16 protein-coding genes, 1 rRNA gene and 1 pseudogene are annotated in these 18,457 nt (G+C 42.5%); 7 read left to right on the forward strand and 11 right to left on the reverse strand.

Going from position 1 to position 18,457, the window contains the following annotated elements:
- The 5 genes from Xbud_RS07585 to pepQ all read right to left on the reverse strand — a co-directional run.
- A 16S ribosomal RNA gene (locus Xbud_RS07585) occupies positions 1 to 81 on the reverse strand; the annotation flags it as partial.
- 391 nt (positions 82 to 472) lie between these two features.
- On the reverse strand, positions 473 to 1,015 hold the full coding sequence (gene hemG / locus Xbud_RS07590) for a menaquinone-dependent protoporphyrinogen IX dehydrogenase (protein ID WP_099135503.1): 543 nt from the start codon (positions 1,013 to 1,015) through the stop codon (positions 473 to 475).
- 35 nt (positions 1,016 to 1,050) lie between these two features.
- On the reverse strand, positions 1,051 to 2,502 hold the full coding sequence (gene trkH, locus Xbud_RS07595) for a Trk system potassium transporter TrkH (protein WP_099135504.1): 1,452 nt from the start codon (positions 2,500 to 2,502) through the stop codon (positions 1,051 to 1,053).
- A gap of 37 nt (positions 2,503 to 2,539) precedes the next feature.
- The gene (locus tag Xbud_RS07600) at positions 2,540 to 3,151 is read right to left on the reverse strand and encodes an IMPACT family protein (RefSeq protein ID WP_099135505.1); all 612 of its coding nucleotides are present in this window, start codon (positions 3,149 to 3,151) and stop codon (positions 2,540 to 2,542) included.
- Positions 3,151 to 4,485 carry a Xaa-Pro dipeptidase gene (gene pepQ / locus Xbud_RS07605; RefSeq protein WP_099135649.1) on the reverse strand — a complete coding sequence of 445 codons (1,335 nt, stop codon included), beginning with the start codon at positions 4,483 to 4,485 and terminating at the stop codon, positions 3,151 to 3,153. Before pepQ ends, Xbud_RS07600 begins: the two co-directional genes overlap by 1 nt.
- Before the next feature lie 271 nt (positions 4,486 to 4,756).
- Here pepQ and fadB point away from each other — a divergent pair, with 271 nt between their 5' ends.
- Positions 4,757 to 6,943, forward strand: coding sequence for a fatty acid oxidation complex subunit alpha FadB (gene fadB / locus Xbud_RS07610; protein ID WP_099135506.1), 2,187 nt, complete (start codon positions 4,757 to 4,759; stop codon positions 6,941 to 6,943).
- Between the two features lie 11 nt (positions 6,944 to 6,954).
- Positions 6,955 to 8,118, forward strand: a complete 1,164-nt coding sequence (gene fadA, locus Xbud_RS07615) for an acetyl-CoA C-acyltransferase FadA (RefSeq protein ID WP_099135507.1) — start codon at positions 6,955 to 6,957, stop codon at positions 8,116 to 8,118.
- A 259-nt stretch (positions 8,119 to 8,377) separates the two neighbouring features.
- Here fadA and fre read toward each other — a convergent pair whose 3' ends face one another.
- Positions 8,378 to 9,079 (reverse strand): NAD(P)H-flavin reductase, encoded by a 702-nt coding sequence (fre, locus tag Xbud_RS07620; protein WP_099135508.1) that lies wholly within the window; start codon positions 9,077 to 9,079, stop codon positions 8,378 to 8,380.
- A gap of 10 nt (positions 9,080 to 9,089) precedes the next feature.
- A complete protein-coding gene (ubiD, locus tag Xbud_RS07625) occupies positions 9,090 to 10,562 on the reverse strand; it encodes a 4-hydroxy-3-polyprenylbenzoate decarboxylase (RefSeq protein ID WP_099135509.1) in 1,473 nt (490 codons plus the stop codon).
- 578 nt (positions 10,563 to 11,140) lie between these two features.
- Here ubiD and rfaH point away from each other — a divergent pair.
- On the forward strand, positions 11,141 to 11,629 hold the full coding sequence (rfaH, locus tag Xbud_RS07630; RefSeq protein WP_099135510.1) for a transcription/translation regulatory transformer protein RfaH: 489 nt from the start codon (positions 11,141 to 11,143) through the stop codon (positions 11,627 to 11,629).
- A gap of 541 nt (positions 11,630 to 12,170) precedes the next feature.
- Here rfaH and Xbud_RS07640 read toward each other — a convergent pair.
- A protein-coding gene (locus Xbud_RS07640; protein WP_099135512.1) for an IS1 family transposase occupies positions 12,171 to 12,865 on the reverse strand; the annotation gives its coding sequence in 2 pieces (ribosomal slippage) (positions 12,171 to 12,610 and positions 12,610 to 12,865; 696 coding nt in all).
- A gap of 58 nt (positions 12,866 to 12,923) precedes the next feature.
- On the opposite strand from Xbud_RS07640, the pseudogene Xbud_RS20420 reads away from it, so the two are divergent.
- The 4 genes and pseudogenes from Xbud_RS20420 to pcp all read left to right on the forward strand — a co-directional run.
- A pseudogene (locus Xbud_RS20420) lies at positions 12,924 to 13,057 on the forward strand (aminotransferase); the annotation flags it as partial.
- A gap of 628 nt (positions 13,058 to 13,685) precedes the next feature.
- Positions 13,686 to 14,429 carry a DUF969 domain-containing protein gene (locus Xbud_RS07650; protein WP_099135513.1) on the forward strand — a complete coding sequence of 248 codons (744 nt, stop codon included), beginning with the start codon at positions 13,686 to 13,688 and terminating at the stop codon, positions 14,427 to 14,429.
- Positions 14,426 to 15,445, forward strand: coding sequence for a DUF979 domain-containing protein (locus Xbud_RS07655; protein ID WP_211283506.1), 1,020 nt, complete (start codon positions 14,426 to 14,428; stop codon positions 15,443 to 15,445). The genes Xbud_RS07650 and Xbud_RS07655 overlap by 4 nt, the downstream gene beginning before the upstream one ends.
- A gap of 78 nt (positions 15,446 to 15,523) precedes the next feature.
- Positions 15,524 to 16,171: a pyroglutamyl-peptidase I gene (pcp, locus tag Xbud_RS07660; protein WP_099135515.1), complete on the forward strand. Its 648-nt coding sequence runs from the start codon at positions 15,524 to 15,526 to the stop codon at positions 16,169 to 16,171.
- 209 nt (positions 16,172 to 16,380) lie between these two features.
- Here the strand turns inward: pcp and pgpA are convergent, their stop codons facing one another.
- From pgpA to nusB, 3 genes are all read right to left on the reverse strand, one after another.
- Positions 16,381 to 16,872 carry a phosphatidylglycerophosphatase A gene (pgpA, locus tag Xbud_RS07665; protein WP_099135516.1) on the reverse strand — a complete coding sequence of 164 codons (492 nt, stop codon included), beginning with the start codon at positions 16,870 to 16,872 and terminating at the stop codon, positions 16,381 to 16,383.
- The gene (gene thiL / locus Xbud_RS07670; protein ID WP_099135517.1) at positions 16,865 to 17,911 is read right to left on the reverse strand and encodes a thiamine-phosphate kinase; all 1,047 of its coding nucleotides are present in this window, start codon (positions 17,909 to 17,911) and stop codon (positions 16,865 to 16,867) included. The genes pgpA and thiL overlap by 8 nt, the downstream gene beginning before the upstream one ends.
- Positions 17,912 to 18,011: 100 nt before the next feature.
- Positions 18,012 to 18,428 (reverse strand): transcription antitermination factor NusB, encoded by a 417-nt coding sequence (gene nusB / locus Xbud_RS07675; protein ID WP_099135518.1) that lies wholly within the window; start codon positions 18,426 to 18,428, stop codon positions 18,012 to 18,014.
- Between the last annotated feature and the right edge of the window lie 29 nt (positions 18,429 to 18,457).

The raw sequence follows: 18,457 nt of genomic DNA on the forward strand, positions 1-18,457 counted from the left end.
TTCCTCCCGCTGCCGCCCGACTTGCATGTGTTAGGCCTGCCGCCAGCGTTCAATCTGAGCCATGATCAAACTCTTCAATTAAAAGTTTGCTGCTCAAAGAATTAAACTGTCTGCTGTTAGTTCATAATGAATTAACTGTTCAGTCACTCTTCAAGACTTTAATCTTTTTTGCCTTGCGGCTTTTCGATAGTGTCCTGCGAGTGCCCACACAGATTGTCTGATTAACTTGTTAAAGAGCGGTGCAACCGAACGTTCGTTCCGGGTTGCGTATCTTACGCTTTTCGCCTCCGGAGTCAAGCGTTTATTTTCGCTTTTTTCTCCCTGGCCGGCGCGGCGTGTTTCAGCTCAGCGTCGGTCAATGGGGGCGCATTATAGGGCGTTTTTCGGTGCTGACAATAGTTTTTTTGCATTTTTTTTCTGTTCGCGTTTTTTTTTCAACAAAACGACGCAACAATCAGCGAATAGATTGCTTTTAAGGCGCTTTTTGACACGCTAACTGTAAAAACATCTTTGAAAAATGATCTACTTTAGCCCAATCGGTGTATTCAATCTCTTTGGTTGTATCCGTTTCTCCTCCCGTCATACGCATAATGAATTGAATCATGATGCGATCAAACCAATGATAACGGGGATAAAATAAAGCTCCTGCAAAAACATCACACAAATCTGGCTTCCACGGGCTTTTTGTCAAGAACTTGCGTAAATAGGCATTCGTTTCCGGTGTATTTTTTCCTGGTTTTCTCGCGGTTAAATTGACACTAAAGAATGCTGTCGGCAGTTGATTCAATTGCTTTTGATGGCTCGTGACAAACTTATACAACGCAGAATTAAAGTGACCATAGTGTATTGAAGCTCCTACCATCACTTTATGGTAAGGAGCTAAATTCATGTGCTTAACTGTAGCAAGATCCCTTAAATCACATCCTATACCCGCACGACGAATATTTTCCGCGATACGAGTAATAATTTTCTTAGTCTGTCCATCCTGTGTGGAATAGAGCAGTAAGTAGTTCATAGATACGTCCTTTTAAATAACGAATCATCTCATAACTAGTCGCGCCAGAAAGTTGGTGTGAATAGGACTAATAAAGTGAAAACTTCCAACCGTCCGAACAACATCGTAACTACCAATATCCACTTGGCTGTGGGATTCATCGTAGTGAAGTTATCCGCTACGGTTCCCAACCCTGGCCCCAAGTTATTCAATGTTGCGGCAATAGCTGAAAAGGCAGAGAACTCATCAACACCCGTTGCTATCAGTAGCAACATACTAATGATGAAAACCAATGCGTAAGCGGAGAAAAAACCCCAGACTGCTTCAATAATTTTTTCCGGCAATGCCCGACGTCCCAATTTAATAGTATATACCGCGTTCGGATGCACCAGACGTTTCAGTTCGCGGGAGCCTTGTAGAAATAAGAGTAAAATACGGATGACTTTCAAACCACCACCAGTTGATCCGGCACATCCACCAATAAATGCAGAGCATAATAGTAGAAACGGCAGAAACAGAGGCCATTTGGCAAAACTGTCTGTTGTAAACCCAGCCGTCGTTGCCATTGAAACAACCTGGAAGAAAGCATGATTAAGTGCATTTAATTTGGATTCATAAACAGAATGCTGCCATAAAACCAGTGTACACAGTACGACTAATGCCAACTGGATACTGATAAACATGCGAAATTCAGGGTCACGCCAGTAGACTGTCAAACTTCGCCCGGAAAGCACAGCAAAATGCAGGCCGAAGTTACAACCGGAAATCAGCAAAAAAATCGCAATAATAGTATTAATTGTCGGATTATTGAAAAATCCCACACTGGCATCGTGTGTTGAAAAACCACCGATTGCAATGGTAGAAAAGCTATGAGAAATCGCATCAAAAACCGACATTCCTGCTGCCCATAGTGCAATAGTACAGGCAATGGTCAATAAAACATAAATCAGCCAAAGGGTCTTAGCTGTTTCCGCAATACGAGGACGCATTTTATTATCTTTTAACGGTCCCGGCATTTCAGCCCGATAAAGCTGCATTCCACCGACTCCCAATAAAGGCAGGATCGCAACAGCCAATACAATAATTCCCATTCCCCCCAACCATTGCAGCATTTGCCGATAAAAGAGAATTGCCTTAGGAAGAGAATCAAGACCAACAAGCGTCGTCGCCCCTGTTGTTGTCAGGCCAGAAAAGGATTCAAAAAAAGCATCTGTAACCGAAAGGTTAGGTTTTTCAGAGAAAATAAAAGGTAATGCTCCAACACTGCCCAATACTGTCCAGAACAAAACAACAATTAGGAAACCCTCTTTAGGTTTCAATTCATGTTTTTGTTCCCGATTGGGTATCCATAGTATTAAACCAATAAAGAGCGCAAAGATGAATGTCTGACTGAAAGCTCTGCCTGCACCATCTCGGTAAATCAATGCCACCAACCCCGGAATAATCATTGTGACAGAGAAAATAATAACAAGTAGCCCGACAATACGAGTTATGGTGCGAAAATGCATTCAGCAGGTTCCTTTGAAATCCGGTATTACAAGATAGTTATTTTTTTGACGTTAAAAACAGCGTGCCGCGACTTAAGTCACGTAGTCTATTACCTATTTCCTCTGCAAGAGTAGCAGGTAATGATATTTGTAATGTAACATTTTCAGTATACACACTAGCGAGCACTTGCCCTGAAAATTGCTGTAACAATTGTTCCACCATGGAAATTTGTGCATATTCACACTGTATCTGATACAGTTTTTGCGGCACTTTATACTTTTTTTCCAATAGTTTAAGTGCCTGCTGAACGCCATTGCCATAGGCTTTCACCAACCCACCTGTACCAAGCTTGATACCACCAAAATAACGAACTGATACTGCGGTGATCTCTCCTAAGCCACTTCCTATTAATTGTGCAATCATCGGTTTACCCGCAGTTCCGGTAGGCTCTCCGTCATCTGAAAACCCTAATTGCTGAGAGTCATCAGGCGCACCTGCGACAAAAGCCCAGCAGTGATGCCGGGCATCAGGATATTGTTCCTTGATACCTTGGATAAATGCTTTTGCCTCATCTACCCCGCTGGTATGTTCCAACAGGGTAATAAAACGACTTTTCTTTATTTCTTCAGTAAAACTAACTGAAGCCGCAGGGATTAAATAAGGCTTCATTACGACAACTGCAAATCTCTGGTCATATTTTCAATTCTTCCATCGTGAATAACGATATTATCCTCAATGCGAGTACCGCCATAAAGCTTAAGCATATCGATTTTTTTCCAATCGAAATGTTTGCTGTATTCACTTTCACGCCAAGGCGTCAATAAAGTTTCAATGAAATAAAGACCCGGCTCAATGGTCAAAACCATTCCCGGCTCTAAAATACGTGTACAACGCAGGTAAGAATACATTTCCGGCGCAGCCAAATGAGTTCCGCTATCATCCTGCATTAACCCTGCAGAATCATGCACCTGTAAGCCAAGTTGATGACCAAGTCCATGTGGGAAAAATGGCGTAGTTAGGCCTTTTTCAACCATGACTTCTTCACTAATTCCAGTAATGATATCGTGTTTTTTCAGCAGTTTGGCTATACGATGATGCATATTAATATGGTAATCGGTGTATCGACCACCAGCTTTAATCGTGGCTATAATCGCCTGCTGCTCATCATTCAATCCTTTAATCAGAGCGGCGAATTCGCTGTTGGATTTTGCTGCATAAGTTCGGGTGATATCCGCTGCGTAGCCATTATATTCCGCCCCGGCATCAATCAAAAAACTGCGAATTTCAGAAGGTACTGTCTGTTGTAACTTTGTGTAATGCAAAACTGCCGCATTTTCATTCAAGGCAATAATATTATTATAAGGTACATCAGTATCACGGTGGCCTGTTGCTATTAAGTAGAACATATTGATTTCGAATTCACTGACACCCGATAGAAATGCATCATGTGCAGCCATATGACCATTAACAGCCGTTTTCTGCGCTTCACGCATACAAGCCAGTTCATAATCGGTTTTATATGAACGATGGTAGCTTAAATAATCTAAAACCACTTTAGGGTTGATATTTTGATTGAGGAGCCCCAAAGATTTTGCACGTTCAACTTGCTCACCGATATATGCCGTGTGTTGTTTTGGTAACCCATTCAGTGCAGTTTTGATATCATCAGCCTTAGCCAAATGAATCATGTCTACTTCTTCAGTCCAATAACCATGAGGCAACGGCTCCACACTGTGCCAATAATCCACCGGGGAGTAAAACCATAGCTTGGGTTTATTAGTACCATCGATCCATAACCAGCAATTCGGTACATTGGTTACAGGAACCCATGCTTTAAAATGCGCATTTGCCTTGAAAGGATAATGGCTATCATCAAGAAACACTCGTAATAACTCACCAGAGTGAATAAGCAGGGCGTCTAACTGGCTACGTGCCAATATTTCTCTGGCACGTTTTTGCAATATTTTAATATGTTCTTGGTACAGAGATGCCAACTTTTCCATTTTATTAGCCTTTAAGTTATCTGGCCGGAATTTAAATTTTATCACAATTCCTTTTTTTTAGTGTCATAGCAGAAAATCCATTTCATAGGAATTAACTGATAATATTTATATTTTTCAATGCAATAATAAAAAATATCACTACCCATCATAAATCTTACCTGTGATCCGCCCTACAAAAAATTAATCATTGATTTGCATTCACTTAACACACTAATCACAATCAACCACATCTGGTCATACCAGATGGTATGCACTCATTGAGGAGAATGACATGCTCTACCTAAGTGAAACTATTCAAGTAAACTGGCTGAAAGATGGCATTGCAGAACTGATCTTCAATGCGCCAGCTGCAATTAATAAATTAGACACAAAAACTGTTACATCACTAGATAAAGCCGTTGCTACCCTTGAGCAACAATCTAAATTAAAAGGATTGTTAATACGTTCTGAAAAACAAGCCTTTATTGTTGGTGCAGATATTACAGAATTTTTATCCTTATTCAGCGCACCAGCAGAAAAACTTCATGAACTGCTGAATCTCGCTAACAATATTTTCAACCGAATTGAAGATCTTCCTGTTCCAACAATCTCCGCAATCAATGGGTATGCGCTTGGCGGCGGTTGTGAGCTAGTACTTGCCACTGATTTTCGTATTGCGTCACCAGATCTTCGAATTGGTTTGCCAGAAACTAAACTAGGTATTATGCCGGGCTTCGGTGGCTCCGTCCGTATGCCACGCCTAATTGGTACTGACAACGCCCTTGAGATTATTACCGCAGGCAAAGATATCAGTGCAGAAGAAGCACTGAAAAACGGTTTAGTGGATGCGGTTGTCCCTGCTGAAAAACTTATTGATGCTGCTGTTTCTATTTTGGAACAAGCCATCAAAGGTGACTTGGACTGGAAAGCTGCCCGCCAGCCTAAGCTGTCACCACTGAGCCTCAACGAAGTTGAGCGCACTATGAGCTTCACCGTGGCAAAAGGTATGGTAATGAAAGTTGCAGGCCCTCATTATCCTGCTCCAATTACTGCCGTGAAAACCATTGAGAAAGCTGCCACATTGGGTCGTGATGAAGCATTGAAACTGGAAAGCGAGAGTTTTGTTGCATTAGCACACACTTCTGTTGCTCGCGCTTTAGTCGGCATTTTCCTGAATGACCAATATGTAAAAAGTCTGGCAAAAAAACATCTGAAAGAAGTCTCCACTCCTCAGCACGCTGCCGTTCTGGGTGCAGGCATTATGGGAGGCGGCATCGCTTACCAATCAGCACGTAAGGGTGTTCCAGTGCTGATGAAAGATATTAATCAGAAAGCGCTGGATTTAGGTATTAATGAAGCGGCTAAACTGTTGAATAAGCAATTTGAACGCGGACGTCTGGATGCGATGAAGATGGCTAAAATGCTGTCATCCATTCAACCAACTCTGAATTATGCTGGCATTGAGCAGTCACAAGTTGTTGTTGAAGCCGTCGTTGAAAATCCGAAAATTAAAGCCGCAGTTCTAGCAGAAACAGAATCCCATATTAATGATGACTGCATTCTGGCATCTAACACCTCCACAATTCCAATCACTGAACTGGCAAAATCCTTAAAACGGCCAGAAAATTTCTGTGGTATGCACTTCTTCAACCCAGTTCACCGTATGCCATTGGTTGAGATCATTCGTGGGGAAAAAACATCAGATAAAACGATTTCTACTGTTGTCGCTTACGCCAGCAAAATGGGTAAAACGCCAATCGTTGTCAATGACTGCCCTGGATTTTTCGTAAACCGTGTCCTGTTCCCTTATCTGGCCGGCTTCGGCATGTTATTGCGCGATGGCGGTGATTTCCGTCAAATCGACAAAATCATGGAAAAAGAATTTGGCTGGCCAATGGGCCCTGCTTACCTCATTGATGTTGTTGGTATCGATACTGCTCACCATGCCCAGAGTGTTATGGCGCAAGGTTTCCCTGACCGTATGAGCCGCGATTACCGGGATGCCATTGATGTATTGTTTGAAAACCAACGTTATGGTCAGAAAAATGGTGTTGGTTTCTATAAATACACCCAAGACAAAAAAGGCAAACCGAAAAAAGAGCAAGACGAAACCACAGATCAATTACTAGCAGACGTTAGTCAACCTAAACAGACTTTCTCTGGCGAAGAGATCATTGCCCGGACCATGATCCCAATGATTAACGAGGTTGTTCGCTGCCTGGAAGAAGGTGTTATTGCCAGCCCTGCGGAAGCAGATATGGCACTGGTTTACGGTTTAGGCTTCCCTCCATTCCACGGTGGTATTTTCCGCTATTTGGATACGATGGGAACCGCTGCTTATGTGAAACTGGCTGAAAATTATGCTCATTTAGGCGCACTTTACCAAGTTCCAGCCGGTCTGAAAGCAAAAGCTGAGAGCAATGAAAGTTACTACCCTGCCGCAGCAAAACTTGCTGTTAATCCCGGTGAAACAGCGTGAGGTCTGAAAACATGGAAAACGTAGTCATTATTGATGGTATCCGTACCCCTATGGGGCGCTCAAAAGGTGGAGTATTCCGTCAGATCCGTGCCGAAGATCTCTCTGCACATTTGATGAAATCGATACTCAAGCGCAATCCGTCAGTACCACCTGAACATATCGACGATATTTCTTGGGGCTGTGTACAACAAACACTGGAACAAGGCTTCAATATTGCCCGTAACGCCGCCTTACTGGCCGGGCTCCCTCACTCAGTTCCTGCTTTTACAGTAAACCGTCTGTGCGGCTCTTCAATGCAATCGTTACACGATGGTGCCCGCATGATCATGACGGGGGATGCCAACATTGCATTGATTGGTGGTGTTGAACATATGGGACATGTACCGATGACTCATGGTGTCGATTTCCATCCTAAATTAAGCCGTAATGTAGCAAAAGCAGCTGGTGTGATGGGTTTGACCGCTGAAATGCTGGCGAAAATGCACGGTATCAGCCGCGAAATGCAGGATGAATTCGCCATGCGTTCACACCAGCGCGCTGCACAAGCAACAGAGTCAAAAGCCTTTGCTGGTGAAATCGCACCAATCCAAGGCCATGACGCTGATGGTAATCTGAAACTCATCGATTTTGATGAAGTGATCCGCCCCGATACTAACCTGAAAGATTTGGCTGCCCTGCGTCCCGTCTTTGATCCTGTCACAGGCAGTGTGACCGCCGGCAACTCTTCCGCACTTTCAGATGGTGCATCTGCGATGTTGATCATGAGTGAAAGTAAAGCTCGTGAATTAGGGCTAAAACCCCGTGCCCGTATCCGTTCAATGGCGGTTGTCGGTTGTGATCCTTCTATCATGGGTTATGGTCCTGTACCTGCGACACAAATGGCATTGAAAAAAGCAAACTTAAACCTTTCAGATATTGGCATGATTGAGTTAAACGAAGCATTTGCAGCTCAATCTCTGGCCTGTATGAAGGGTCTGAAATTGCTGGATAGCATGGACGACAGAATCAACCTGAATGGTGGTGCTATTGCTCTCGGTCACCCATTGGGTTGCTCTGGTGCTCGTATCACTACAACCTTGCTGAACTTAATGGAGCGTAAAGATGTCCAATTCGGGTTGGCAACGATGTGTATAGGGCTGGGCCAAGGCATTGCCACGATTGTTGAAAAAGTCTAATTGTTGAGTTATTGGAGTTATCTGACAATTATGTAAGTATTTTCCCCTTGTCTGTCTTATCTATTGCATCACTCTAATAAGTTGTTGCCGTAGTTTCCCGCCTGTCAGGGGCGGGTTTTTTTATTTTTTATATTTGATAGAGTTCAGGTTGTATCAAGGTAGTAATTAGATGATTCCCCAGAAGCATAGCTAACCATGTAACTGGGGTTAATGCTCGTGCCAATAAGACACCTGAAAAGTGAAGTGTATGACGATTGGCTCAAATAAACTCGAATGCATCACCATACATGTGATCAATGCAAGCATCACGTTCACTACAAAACCGTTCACGGGCAATTTTGGCCATTTCAAAACGGCCTGCTATATAGATATCATACGGGGCCAAACTGCCAAAATCCTCCATAACAGCACTTAGTACAGTCCCCATTCTTCCATGCCAATTCTCATCAATTTGTTCAACTACAGGAACAACAGTTAAATTAGGATAACATTCACTTAGTGCCTGCAATTCTCCTAAATCGTAGAGATGCTGCAATTCGCGGCCACCCCAGTAAATTGCAATCTCGCGATTAGGATCTTTTTCTAATGCGGCCAGTAAGATAGAACGGGTATAAGAAAACCCTGTTCCTCCTGCAACCAATAGCATCGGTTTTTTACTATCTTCACGAAACCATGCTTTCCCGTGTGGAATATCAATATCAATAACTTTCTGATCCAGGATCCTGTCCATCACCGCCATTGCGTATAGATTTAATTCAGAAGCACCTATATGCAATTCAATCGTCTGTTTTTCTGATGGTGGCGATGCCATGGAGAAAGGACGTTTATCCCGCTCATCCATAACTACCATAAGGTATTGCCCTGCACGAAAAGAAAAAGGCGAATCAGGTAATAAATGAACCCGATAAACTGTATCTGTAATGGAGTCAACCGATGTTATTTTACAGCTTAGTATTGTCATGCGTTCCCTCTTATCGCTTCAAAATATCTAATTGATCCCAAATCTCATCGACACGGGCCCGGATTTCATCACTCATGACTATCGGACGCCCCCACTCCCTTTGTGTCTCTCCCGGCCATTTATTTGTTGCATCCAATCCCATTTTTGAGCCAAGCCCAGAAACCGGCGATGCAAAATCGAGATAGTCGATTGGTGTATTTTCCATTAATACAGTATCCCGTTGCGGATCCATTCGCGTCGTTATTGCCCAGATGACATCATTCCACTCTCGCGCATTAATATCATCATCACAGACAATAACAAATTTTGTGTACATAAATTGTCGCAGATATGACCAGACCCCCATCATGACTCGCTTGGCATGCCCTGCATATTGTTTTTTCATCGTAACGACAGCAAGCCGATAAGAACACCCTTCCGGTGGTAGATAAAAATCAACAATTTCAGGAAATTGCTTTTGTAGAATTGGTACTAGCACTTCATTCAATGCCACCCCCAATACAGCGGGTTCATCTGGTGGACGCCCTGTATAAGTGGAATGATAGATGGCATCACGGCGCTGAGTAATATGTGTGACGGTCAATACTGGGAACATATCTACTTCATTATAATAACCCGTGTGGTCTCCATATGGCCCTTCTGGTGCCATTTCACCTGGTTCAATATACCCTTCAAGGATAATTTCAGCACTCGCAGGCACTTCTAAGTCATTAGATAAACATTTCACCACTTCTGTTTTATGCCCACGTAACAGCCCGGCAAAAGCATATTCAGACAACGTATCAGGGATAGGAGTGACAGCTCCCAAGATTGTGGCAGGATCAGCTCCCAGTGCAACAGCAACAGGGAATCGCTCATCTGGATGTGCCTGACACCATTCCTGAAAATCAAGCGCACCACCACGGTGTGATAACCACCGCATGATAAGTTTATTTTTCCCCAAAACCTGCTGGCGATAGATACCCAGATTCTGACGCTCTTTATTTGGCCCTTTGGTTACAGTCAGCCCCCATGTTATCAGAGGAGCCGCATCTTCAGGCCAACAGTGCATCACAGGAATACGGGTCAAATCAACTTCATCCCCCTCCCAGACCTGTTCCTGACAAGGCGCAGAACTAAGGCGCTTAGTTGGCATATTCAAAACTTGTTTGAATTTTGGCAGCTTATCTACCAGGTCACGAAAACCTTTCGGTGGCTCAGGCTCTTTAAGGAAAGCCAATAAGTTGCCAACATCGTGCAATGCCTTAACATCATCCTGCCCCATTCCCATCGCAACCCGTTTAGGAGTACCAAACAGATTACATAAAACCGGCATTGAATATCCTTTTGGATTTTCAAACAACAAAGCAGGGCCACCGGCACGAAGAGTACGATCCGCGATTTCTGTCATTTCCAGATAAGGATCAACTTCCATACGAATTCGTTTTAATTCACCAGATTGCTCCAGTTGGGAAAGAAAGTCTCGTAGATCTCGGTATTTCATATTATTCAATTGTGCCGATTTGCAAGGAGGGAGGAAACATTATAAGCCCTCCCATAAAGGTTACAAGGTAAACTCATAACCTACTAAAAATCAATGATTTTATTGTAGTCTTGTGGATTAGGTTGCTGAGATACAATGAAACATTACCCAGGCCCCATACCTGTTTATCAAATTGTTCAGAAAACTCTTCATTATGCTGAAAGATTTTAAACCTTCTATTTCTGTCACTAAAACTATCACTAAAAATAGTGCTATTCTTTTAGCATGTATTTCTTCAATATACCTATTGATATAATTCAATTGATTTGAATAGTAAATCCTTATTAATTTCATCTGCAAAAATAAAATAAATTCATAAGCATACATAAAAGTGGTCAATATACAGTTAGATGCTATAAAACATGAACTTTTACTGGCAAGAAACACCTACTGGCTATAAAACCATGTTTTTTTCCTAAACGCGTTTTCACTTTATAGGTGATCCTTGTATATCAGTTTTGTTATTCTTCACTTTATAGATGATCCTGGTATATCGGTTTTGTTATGCTAAGTACATTGTGTAATGGAGTCGGAATATTATGGGAAATTGGTATCTTATTTACTGTAAACGCGGGCAAATCTCCCGGGCAATAGAAAACCTGGAGCGACAGGATGTTATTTGCCTGACACCCACAGCCAAAATTGAAAAAATTGTTCGGGGTAAAAGGACAACCGTAACCGAACCCCTCTTTCCGAACTACCTCTTTGTGAATTTTGATCCAGAGGTTATTCATACCACTACCGTCAATTCAACACGCGGAGTCAATCATTTTATCCGCTTCAGTACGTACCCAGCTATTGTTCCACAACAATTAATCGATGAATTGATGAACGCAACCGAACAGGAATTTACCGCGCCAGAAACCCCTATTTCTGGCGACACTGTATTGATTACTGAAGGAATTTTCGAAGGAATCCAAGCAATTTATGATGAGCCGGACGGAGAAACTCGTTCAATTCTTCTGTTGAATATTCTCAATAAAGAAGTATCCAAGGTATTGAATAATAAACAGTTCATTAAAGTCTGATTCAACTGAATTCTTCTCAGACCGTCATGAAAACCCTTATTTTTGAGTAAGGGATATTTGTGACGGTTTTTCTCGTTAAGCATTAAGACACAGCTAAAGTACACTGCCAAATATATACCCGCCGTCTTTCAAGTTGCAGCTTTATTGGCTGCATTCACTCACCCCAGTTACCGTTTTTATAAACATACGGTTATCTATGCTCCCGGGGATAATGAGAGGCTCCTGCCTCTCACCGGAGGCCAGCCTTTGACTGGGCAAATTCGTTCCCGACGAATTTGTCGTTCCCTTTCCGCCTCGCTGCATCTTGAAATCCATGGGGTATAGTTGTAATTGGAGACTCTCAGTCTGTGATATTTGGCTATTCACTCCAGGAGAGTCATGACAACGATATCTTTACTTACCCGGCAATAAGCAAGATAAAAAATCACAACAAAAGTCACATTTTCACACCTCATGAAACCTGTTACATGAATAATAAGCTCTTCTCACATTCCATCTAAAATGAATTAGTTGGTCATGTATTAACTAATTAGATTGAATATCAAAAATAGTACTCACGCTCAATAAAAGTCCCTATCACCTTATCGTGCACTTCTTCGGATTTTGAATAACTGATAGTTTTTCTATTCAGTCTTTTTACTCGAGTACGCTGAGTTAAATTCATTCTCTCTATACGCTGAGTAAACGTCTTTCCAGTCAGGTGATCTTCCTCGGGAAGGTTATCATAAACAACATAATCATCTGTGCAGTAAAACCGAATATTACAGGGCGATAAGAGAGCAAGTAGCTTGTCTAACGTTTTTCTACTGCGATCGCCAAAAACATGGGCCACTATTCGTTTTAGGCGGGGCTCCCAAACATACCAAAACCAGCGTTGATTTTTCTTGTTCCCCACAAATGACCATTGCTCGTCTATTTCACCGATAAGCTGAATGTTATTTCCATCAAGGGGCAGCGTCGTTACGTTTCGGGGCGTGAGGTTTTTAACGTTTTCATGACGGTGGCTGTTGCGACTTTCAGGATTCGAGCGGTGTCACGAATTCCCCCGTTATTCATCGCTATGTCGACAATCTGCTCTTTAACGCCGGGTTTGCAGGCTTGATAAGTGTATTCCAACTGAAAAACCTTACAGCAGGTATAGCAACGATAACGAGGATGTCCGCCATTCCCTTTTCCATGTCCTTTGACCTGTTCTGATTTGTGACAATAACGGCAATAGATGTCAACTTTGGTCATGCTTTACCCTTAAAAGGCGGGAAGCATATCACAACAACTAACTATTTAATACATTCCAGCCCAAATAGCTGTTTCAATGGGATGTAGTTTTGGTGATAAAGGAAAAGGATTTATCCGAATTAATTTAGGCTGCCCCGCCAATACCTTGAAAAAGTAATCGCAGGTTTATCTGAGTTAGCTCCCATAAAATAAAAAGACAAAGTGTTATTAACTCTGTTTTAATTCTATTAACATACCTGAAACTTTTCTTGTGAAAATTTTCAGGTTATTAGTTTCAGTGATTTTTGTATAAAACTAAAGTGGTAGAGTACCAGAAAGGTTTTTACAACCTGAAAGCCGTATTTTCATTTGAATTTCAGATATTGGTAATACTCACAACAGAAGGTAGTCAGACTAAGTTATCGCTCTATATTACAGCAAGAATTTCTAAACATACGCAACAGTACTAGTATCAATATTGAATGTCCGTGTAATGTCACGGATATTAATCTTATTTATGATAAAATAAGCTCATTTCTCTTTTACCCCCAAAATATCTTTATTTTCATTAAGAATATATTTCTTCTATTATTCAAGATCTTTTCTGCCAATCAGATATTTTACTTCTCGCCAGCTAGCAAAATAGCGTCATTAAATAAACTGTTTTTCAACCAACAAGTGATCTGCATTCCATTTTTGCAATCTGATGCAAATTTGCATTGATCATTCTTTGATCACAACCTATTTATTGTTCAACAATTTAAAAACAATAAGATAACAATCCATGCAATTTAAACCGACAATAGAACAGCACTTCATTTATCTAAAGGGGAAGTAGAAGATGCAGTACACAATCAATTTCTGGCCCTTAATTGGGATCGCAGTCATCATGGTCGGCTTTATTCTGAAGTTCAATCCTGTTTTGATTGTAACAATTGCAGGGCTGGTTACTGGGTTAGCCGCCGGTATGCCAATCCTCGATATTCTGGAAAAACTCGGCTCCGGGTTTCTTAATACACTGAATCTACCGCTGATTATTTTACTGCCCTTAGTCATCATCGGCCTGCTGGAAAGGCATGGGTTAAAAGAACAAGCCCAACGCACAATTTCCCATATCAAAAGCGCCACAGCAGGACGTCTATTGATCATCTATTTATTTGTACGTGAAACCTCTGCTGCTCTGGGATTAACCAGTCTGGGTGGGCATCCACAAATGGTTCGTCCACTGTTGGCACCTATGGCAGAAGGGGCTGCCAAGAATCAATATGGTGATTTGCCTGACCATGTCCGTTACCGGATCCGTGCTATGTCCGCTGCAACGGATAATACCGGATTATTTTTCGGTGAAGATATCTTTGTCGCGTTCGGTGCCATTATATTTATGCACAATTTTATGCTGAACTCCGCTGGCATCCAGACTGAACCTCTGCATATCGCCATGTGGGGCATTCCGACCGCTATTTGCGCTTTTCTAATCCATTCAGTTAGGCTATATCGCCTTGATAGCAGGCTTGCCAAAGAAATTGCTTCCCTGAATCACGCACCTTTAAATCCTATAAAGCAGGCCAGTAAGGAGGTAAGATAATGTTTCAATTACAGTATCTCTACTACTTAGCTGGTGCTATTTTACTTATTGTTACTGTGATGTCCTGGCGCGATAAAACTAATCCCCGTCGCTTGACTACCGGCCTGTTTTGGGGACTTTATGGCTTTATTTTTCTATTGGGAGACTGGAGCTACCGTCTGATAGAGATCCGGATCAGCGACGAAACTCATGCAACAAGAATTATCCATATCGGAGTGGGAATTCTGGTGGTTGTAATGGCTCTGCTCGCAGGGTTTGGCGGAGTACGTTTAGGTAACTACCACCAACCTACACCGAAACAGCGGCAGGAAAGTGCAGCTCGTCTCGGCAATCGCTTATTTTTACCCGCTCTGCTTATTCCCGTTGTCACTATGATTGGCGTTTTGCTGTTTAATCATGTCTCAGGATTAGAACGAGCCATTTTTGGCGAAGGTAATCATACGACGCTGGCTACACTGTTTTCTATTAGCCTTGGCTGTCTGATCGCATTGGTCATCGCCATATATATCACCCACGAAAAAATCATGCAGCCTATGCAAGAAACTCGCCGATTGTTGGATTCTATCGGCTGTGTGTTTATTTTACCGCAAATTCTGGCAACTCTCGGATTACTGTTTACTGCCGCAGGAGTGGGCACAATTATTTCCCATCTGACGGAGAGTTATCTGGCTGTCGATAACCGATTTATCGCTGTAATGGCTTATGTATTTTGCATGGCATTACTAACCATGATCATGGGAAATGCTTTTGCTGCTTTTCCTATTGTGACGGCGGGGGTTGGTATTCCTATTCTGATCTTGCAACATGGTGGCAATCCGGCAGTGATGGCAGCAATCGGGATGTTTTCCGGCTATTGTGGTACGTTGATGACACCAATGGCAGCAAATTTTAATCTCGTCCCGGCTGCGCTATTGGAGCTACCTGATCGAAATGCCGTTATTAAGGCGCAAATTCCTACTGGATGTATCTTACTGATTACCAACGTTTTTTTACTCTATTTTTTGATGTTCATATAAACAATTAGTTATAAATATATTGGTTATAAATACATTAATTATAAAAACATACTTATAAAATAACGACAGGAAACAGCTATGAAAACAATTTTAATCACTGGTTTTGAGCCTTTTGGGAGCGAAACCATCAATCCTTCATGGGAAGCGATAAAACCACTGCAAGGCAACCAAATTGCCGATGTAAACATTGAAATTGAGCAACTCTCCTGTATTTTTGATACTTCACTGGAACAACTTTATGCCGCCATTGATAAGCATCAGCCGGAAATGGTGATTTCCGTCGGGCTGGCAGGAGGCCGGCCAAATATCAGCGTAGAGCGGGTCGCAATCAATATCAACGATGCCAGAATTGCTGATAATGCAGGTAAACAGCCAATTGATACTCCCGTTATTGCCGGAGGCCCTGCGGCTTATTTCTCCAGCCTCCCTATCAAAGCAATAGTCAATGAACTAAAGACAGCAGGTATTCCCGCTTCTGTCTCTCAAACAGCCGGTACTTTTGTCTGTAACCATGTAATGTATGGCTTATTACATTATCTGTCACATAAATACCCTGCTGTTCGTGGAGGATTTATTCATGTACCTTATTTACCGCAGCAAGCAGCAGAGCATATTGAGATGCCAAGTATGTCTCTGGAAACAATGATTATCGCATTGAAAACAGCTATTGAGATAGTCTGGAAAAATAAATCGGATATTGTTGTGACAGGTGGTACAACCCATTAAGTTTGCCACTACGTTGTATAGCCTATGGTTTTTGAAGTCAACGAGCTATTATTGTCTTTCATTATTGTTATTTTATAAGGCGGTTTATATTTTTGATTATTTATTTTTTAATATTCTGGCTCGTATAAAAATTAAGGGTACAAAAGTAAAATTAGCCACTGCATACAGTGGCTAATCAGTCAGTTATCACTACGCTAAAAATGGAAGGATCAGAAAGGTAATAGTTGATATAAATTCAGCAACCAGATAACAATCACGGCAAAAATCGCGGCGATAATATCATCCAGCATAATACCAACCCCGCCTTTCACATAACGGTCAAACCAGCGAATCGGCCACGGTTTCCACATATCGAAAATACGAAATACCACAAAAGCCACTAACACCCATTGCCAGTTGAGGACAGGGATCGCCATTAATGTGATCCACATTCCGATGAATTCATCCCAGACCACACACCCTGGATCTTCAACCTGCATAGCATCAGCTGCTTTCTGGCAGATAACACAGCCAATAATTGTGCCCAACAAAATAGCCAGCCAGCCCCCCCATTGGGGTAACTGTACCAACAATAACCAAAATGGGATAGCAACGACTGAACCCATGGTGCCCGGAATAATCGGCGATAAACCACTGCCGAATCCGGTAGCCAGCAAGTGCCACGGATTGCTCATCCTCAAACGACATTTTGCATCATCCATGAGTTCCCTCCGTTTGGTCATTCGCTTCATGCTCTGATGTCTGACAATCTTCTACCGGCTTTTTTTCGGTTTTAAAATGGTCGAATCCTTTCAGATCCAGCTCAATCTCTTCATTATTGTTAAAGTAGCGGATACCTTCTGATTCTGGTCTGATCTGCCCGATACAGCAGAAACTGGCTCCTGTATGAGCCAAAGCCATATTTAATGCACCACGGTTCAGTTCAGGCACAGTAAAGCATAACTCGTAATCTTCACCACCACTTAATGCCAAACTTAGTGCCTGTTCTGGCGGAACATATTTCTGCATCGCCTCAGAATAAGGTAATGCATTCAGGTTAATACGCGCACCACACTGGCTGGCAGTCAGAATATGATTCAGATCGGAAATTAAGCCATCAGATAAATCGATAGCAGAAGAGGCCAAACCACGCAATGCCTGCCCCTGCAAGACCCGAGGCTGTGGGCGGAGATGGCGCTTGAGAAGCCAGTTTTGGATTGCTGTCTCTTCGATTGTCAGGCGATCCTGCAATAAGGCAAGCCCTGCTGCACTATCACCCAAAGTTCCGGTCACATAAATCCAATCACCGTTTTTGGCACCGGTACGATGTAGTGCTCTGCCAGCCGGAACCAGACCATGTACAGTCAGAGTCAGGCTCATCGGGCCTTTGGTCGTATCTCCACCAATTAACTGCATTCCGTAATAGTTCAGTTGTTCAAACAGACTATCACTAAACCGCTTTAACCAATCCTCATTGATAGTAGGCAAAGTCAGAGCCAACGATGCCCAGGCAGGATCTGCTCCTACCGCAGCCAGATCACTGATATTGACAGCCAGAGCCTTATACGCCAGATCTTCCGGTGTAATATCAGGAAGAAAATGAATACCAGAAACCAACGTATCCGTTGTCACTGCCAGCTCTTGCTTTTCTGCAACGGTCATCAGTGCACAATCATCACCAATCCCTAGATTCACATCACGTCGGCGGATAACATGGCGATTGAAATAACGTGCAATGAGGTCAAATTCACCACATGCCATAATAGAATTCCAAAAAGTGACTGACGATGTGTACATAAGGCCGGGAAACCGGCCTTATGTTTAAAATCATCGAGTTATAATAGGGGCTATTGGCAAGCAATCACTTTTTTTTACGTGCTACCGGACCAGCTTTGTCCAATACCCCATTCACGAATTTATGACTATCTTCGGCACCGAACGTTTTTGCCAATTCGATACCTTCATTAATAGCCACTTTGTAGGGGACATCATCACGAAAGCTTAGTTCAAACATCGCAACGCGCAAGATGGCTTTTTCCACCTGACCTAACTCTTCAAGCTGGCGGGAAAGATAAGGAGCCATCAAAGCATCCAATTTTGCAGCATTAACCGCGACCCCGGACAGCAATTCACGGAAATAGGTGACATCAACACCAGTTACGTCCTGCTCTGACAGAAACTGAAATTCAACATCAGCGATGCTGTTTTTGGATAATTGCCATGAATAAATTGCCTGAACAGCACACTCACGAGCACGACGACGAGCAGCAGGTTTCACAAAATTCCCCTTAATTAAAACTAAAAAAC

It is taken from the genome of Xenorhabdus budapestensis, assembly GCF_002632465.1.
Classification (GTDB): Bacteria; Pseudomonadota; Gammaproteobacteria; order Enterobacterales; family Enterobacteriaceae; genus Xenorhabdus; species Xenorhabdus budapestensis.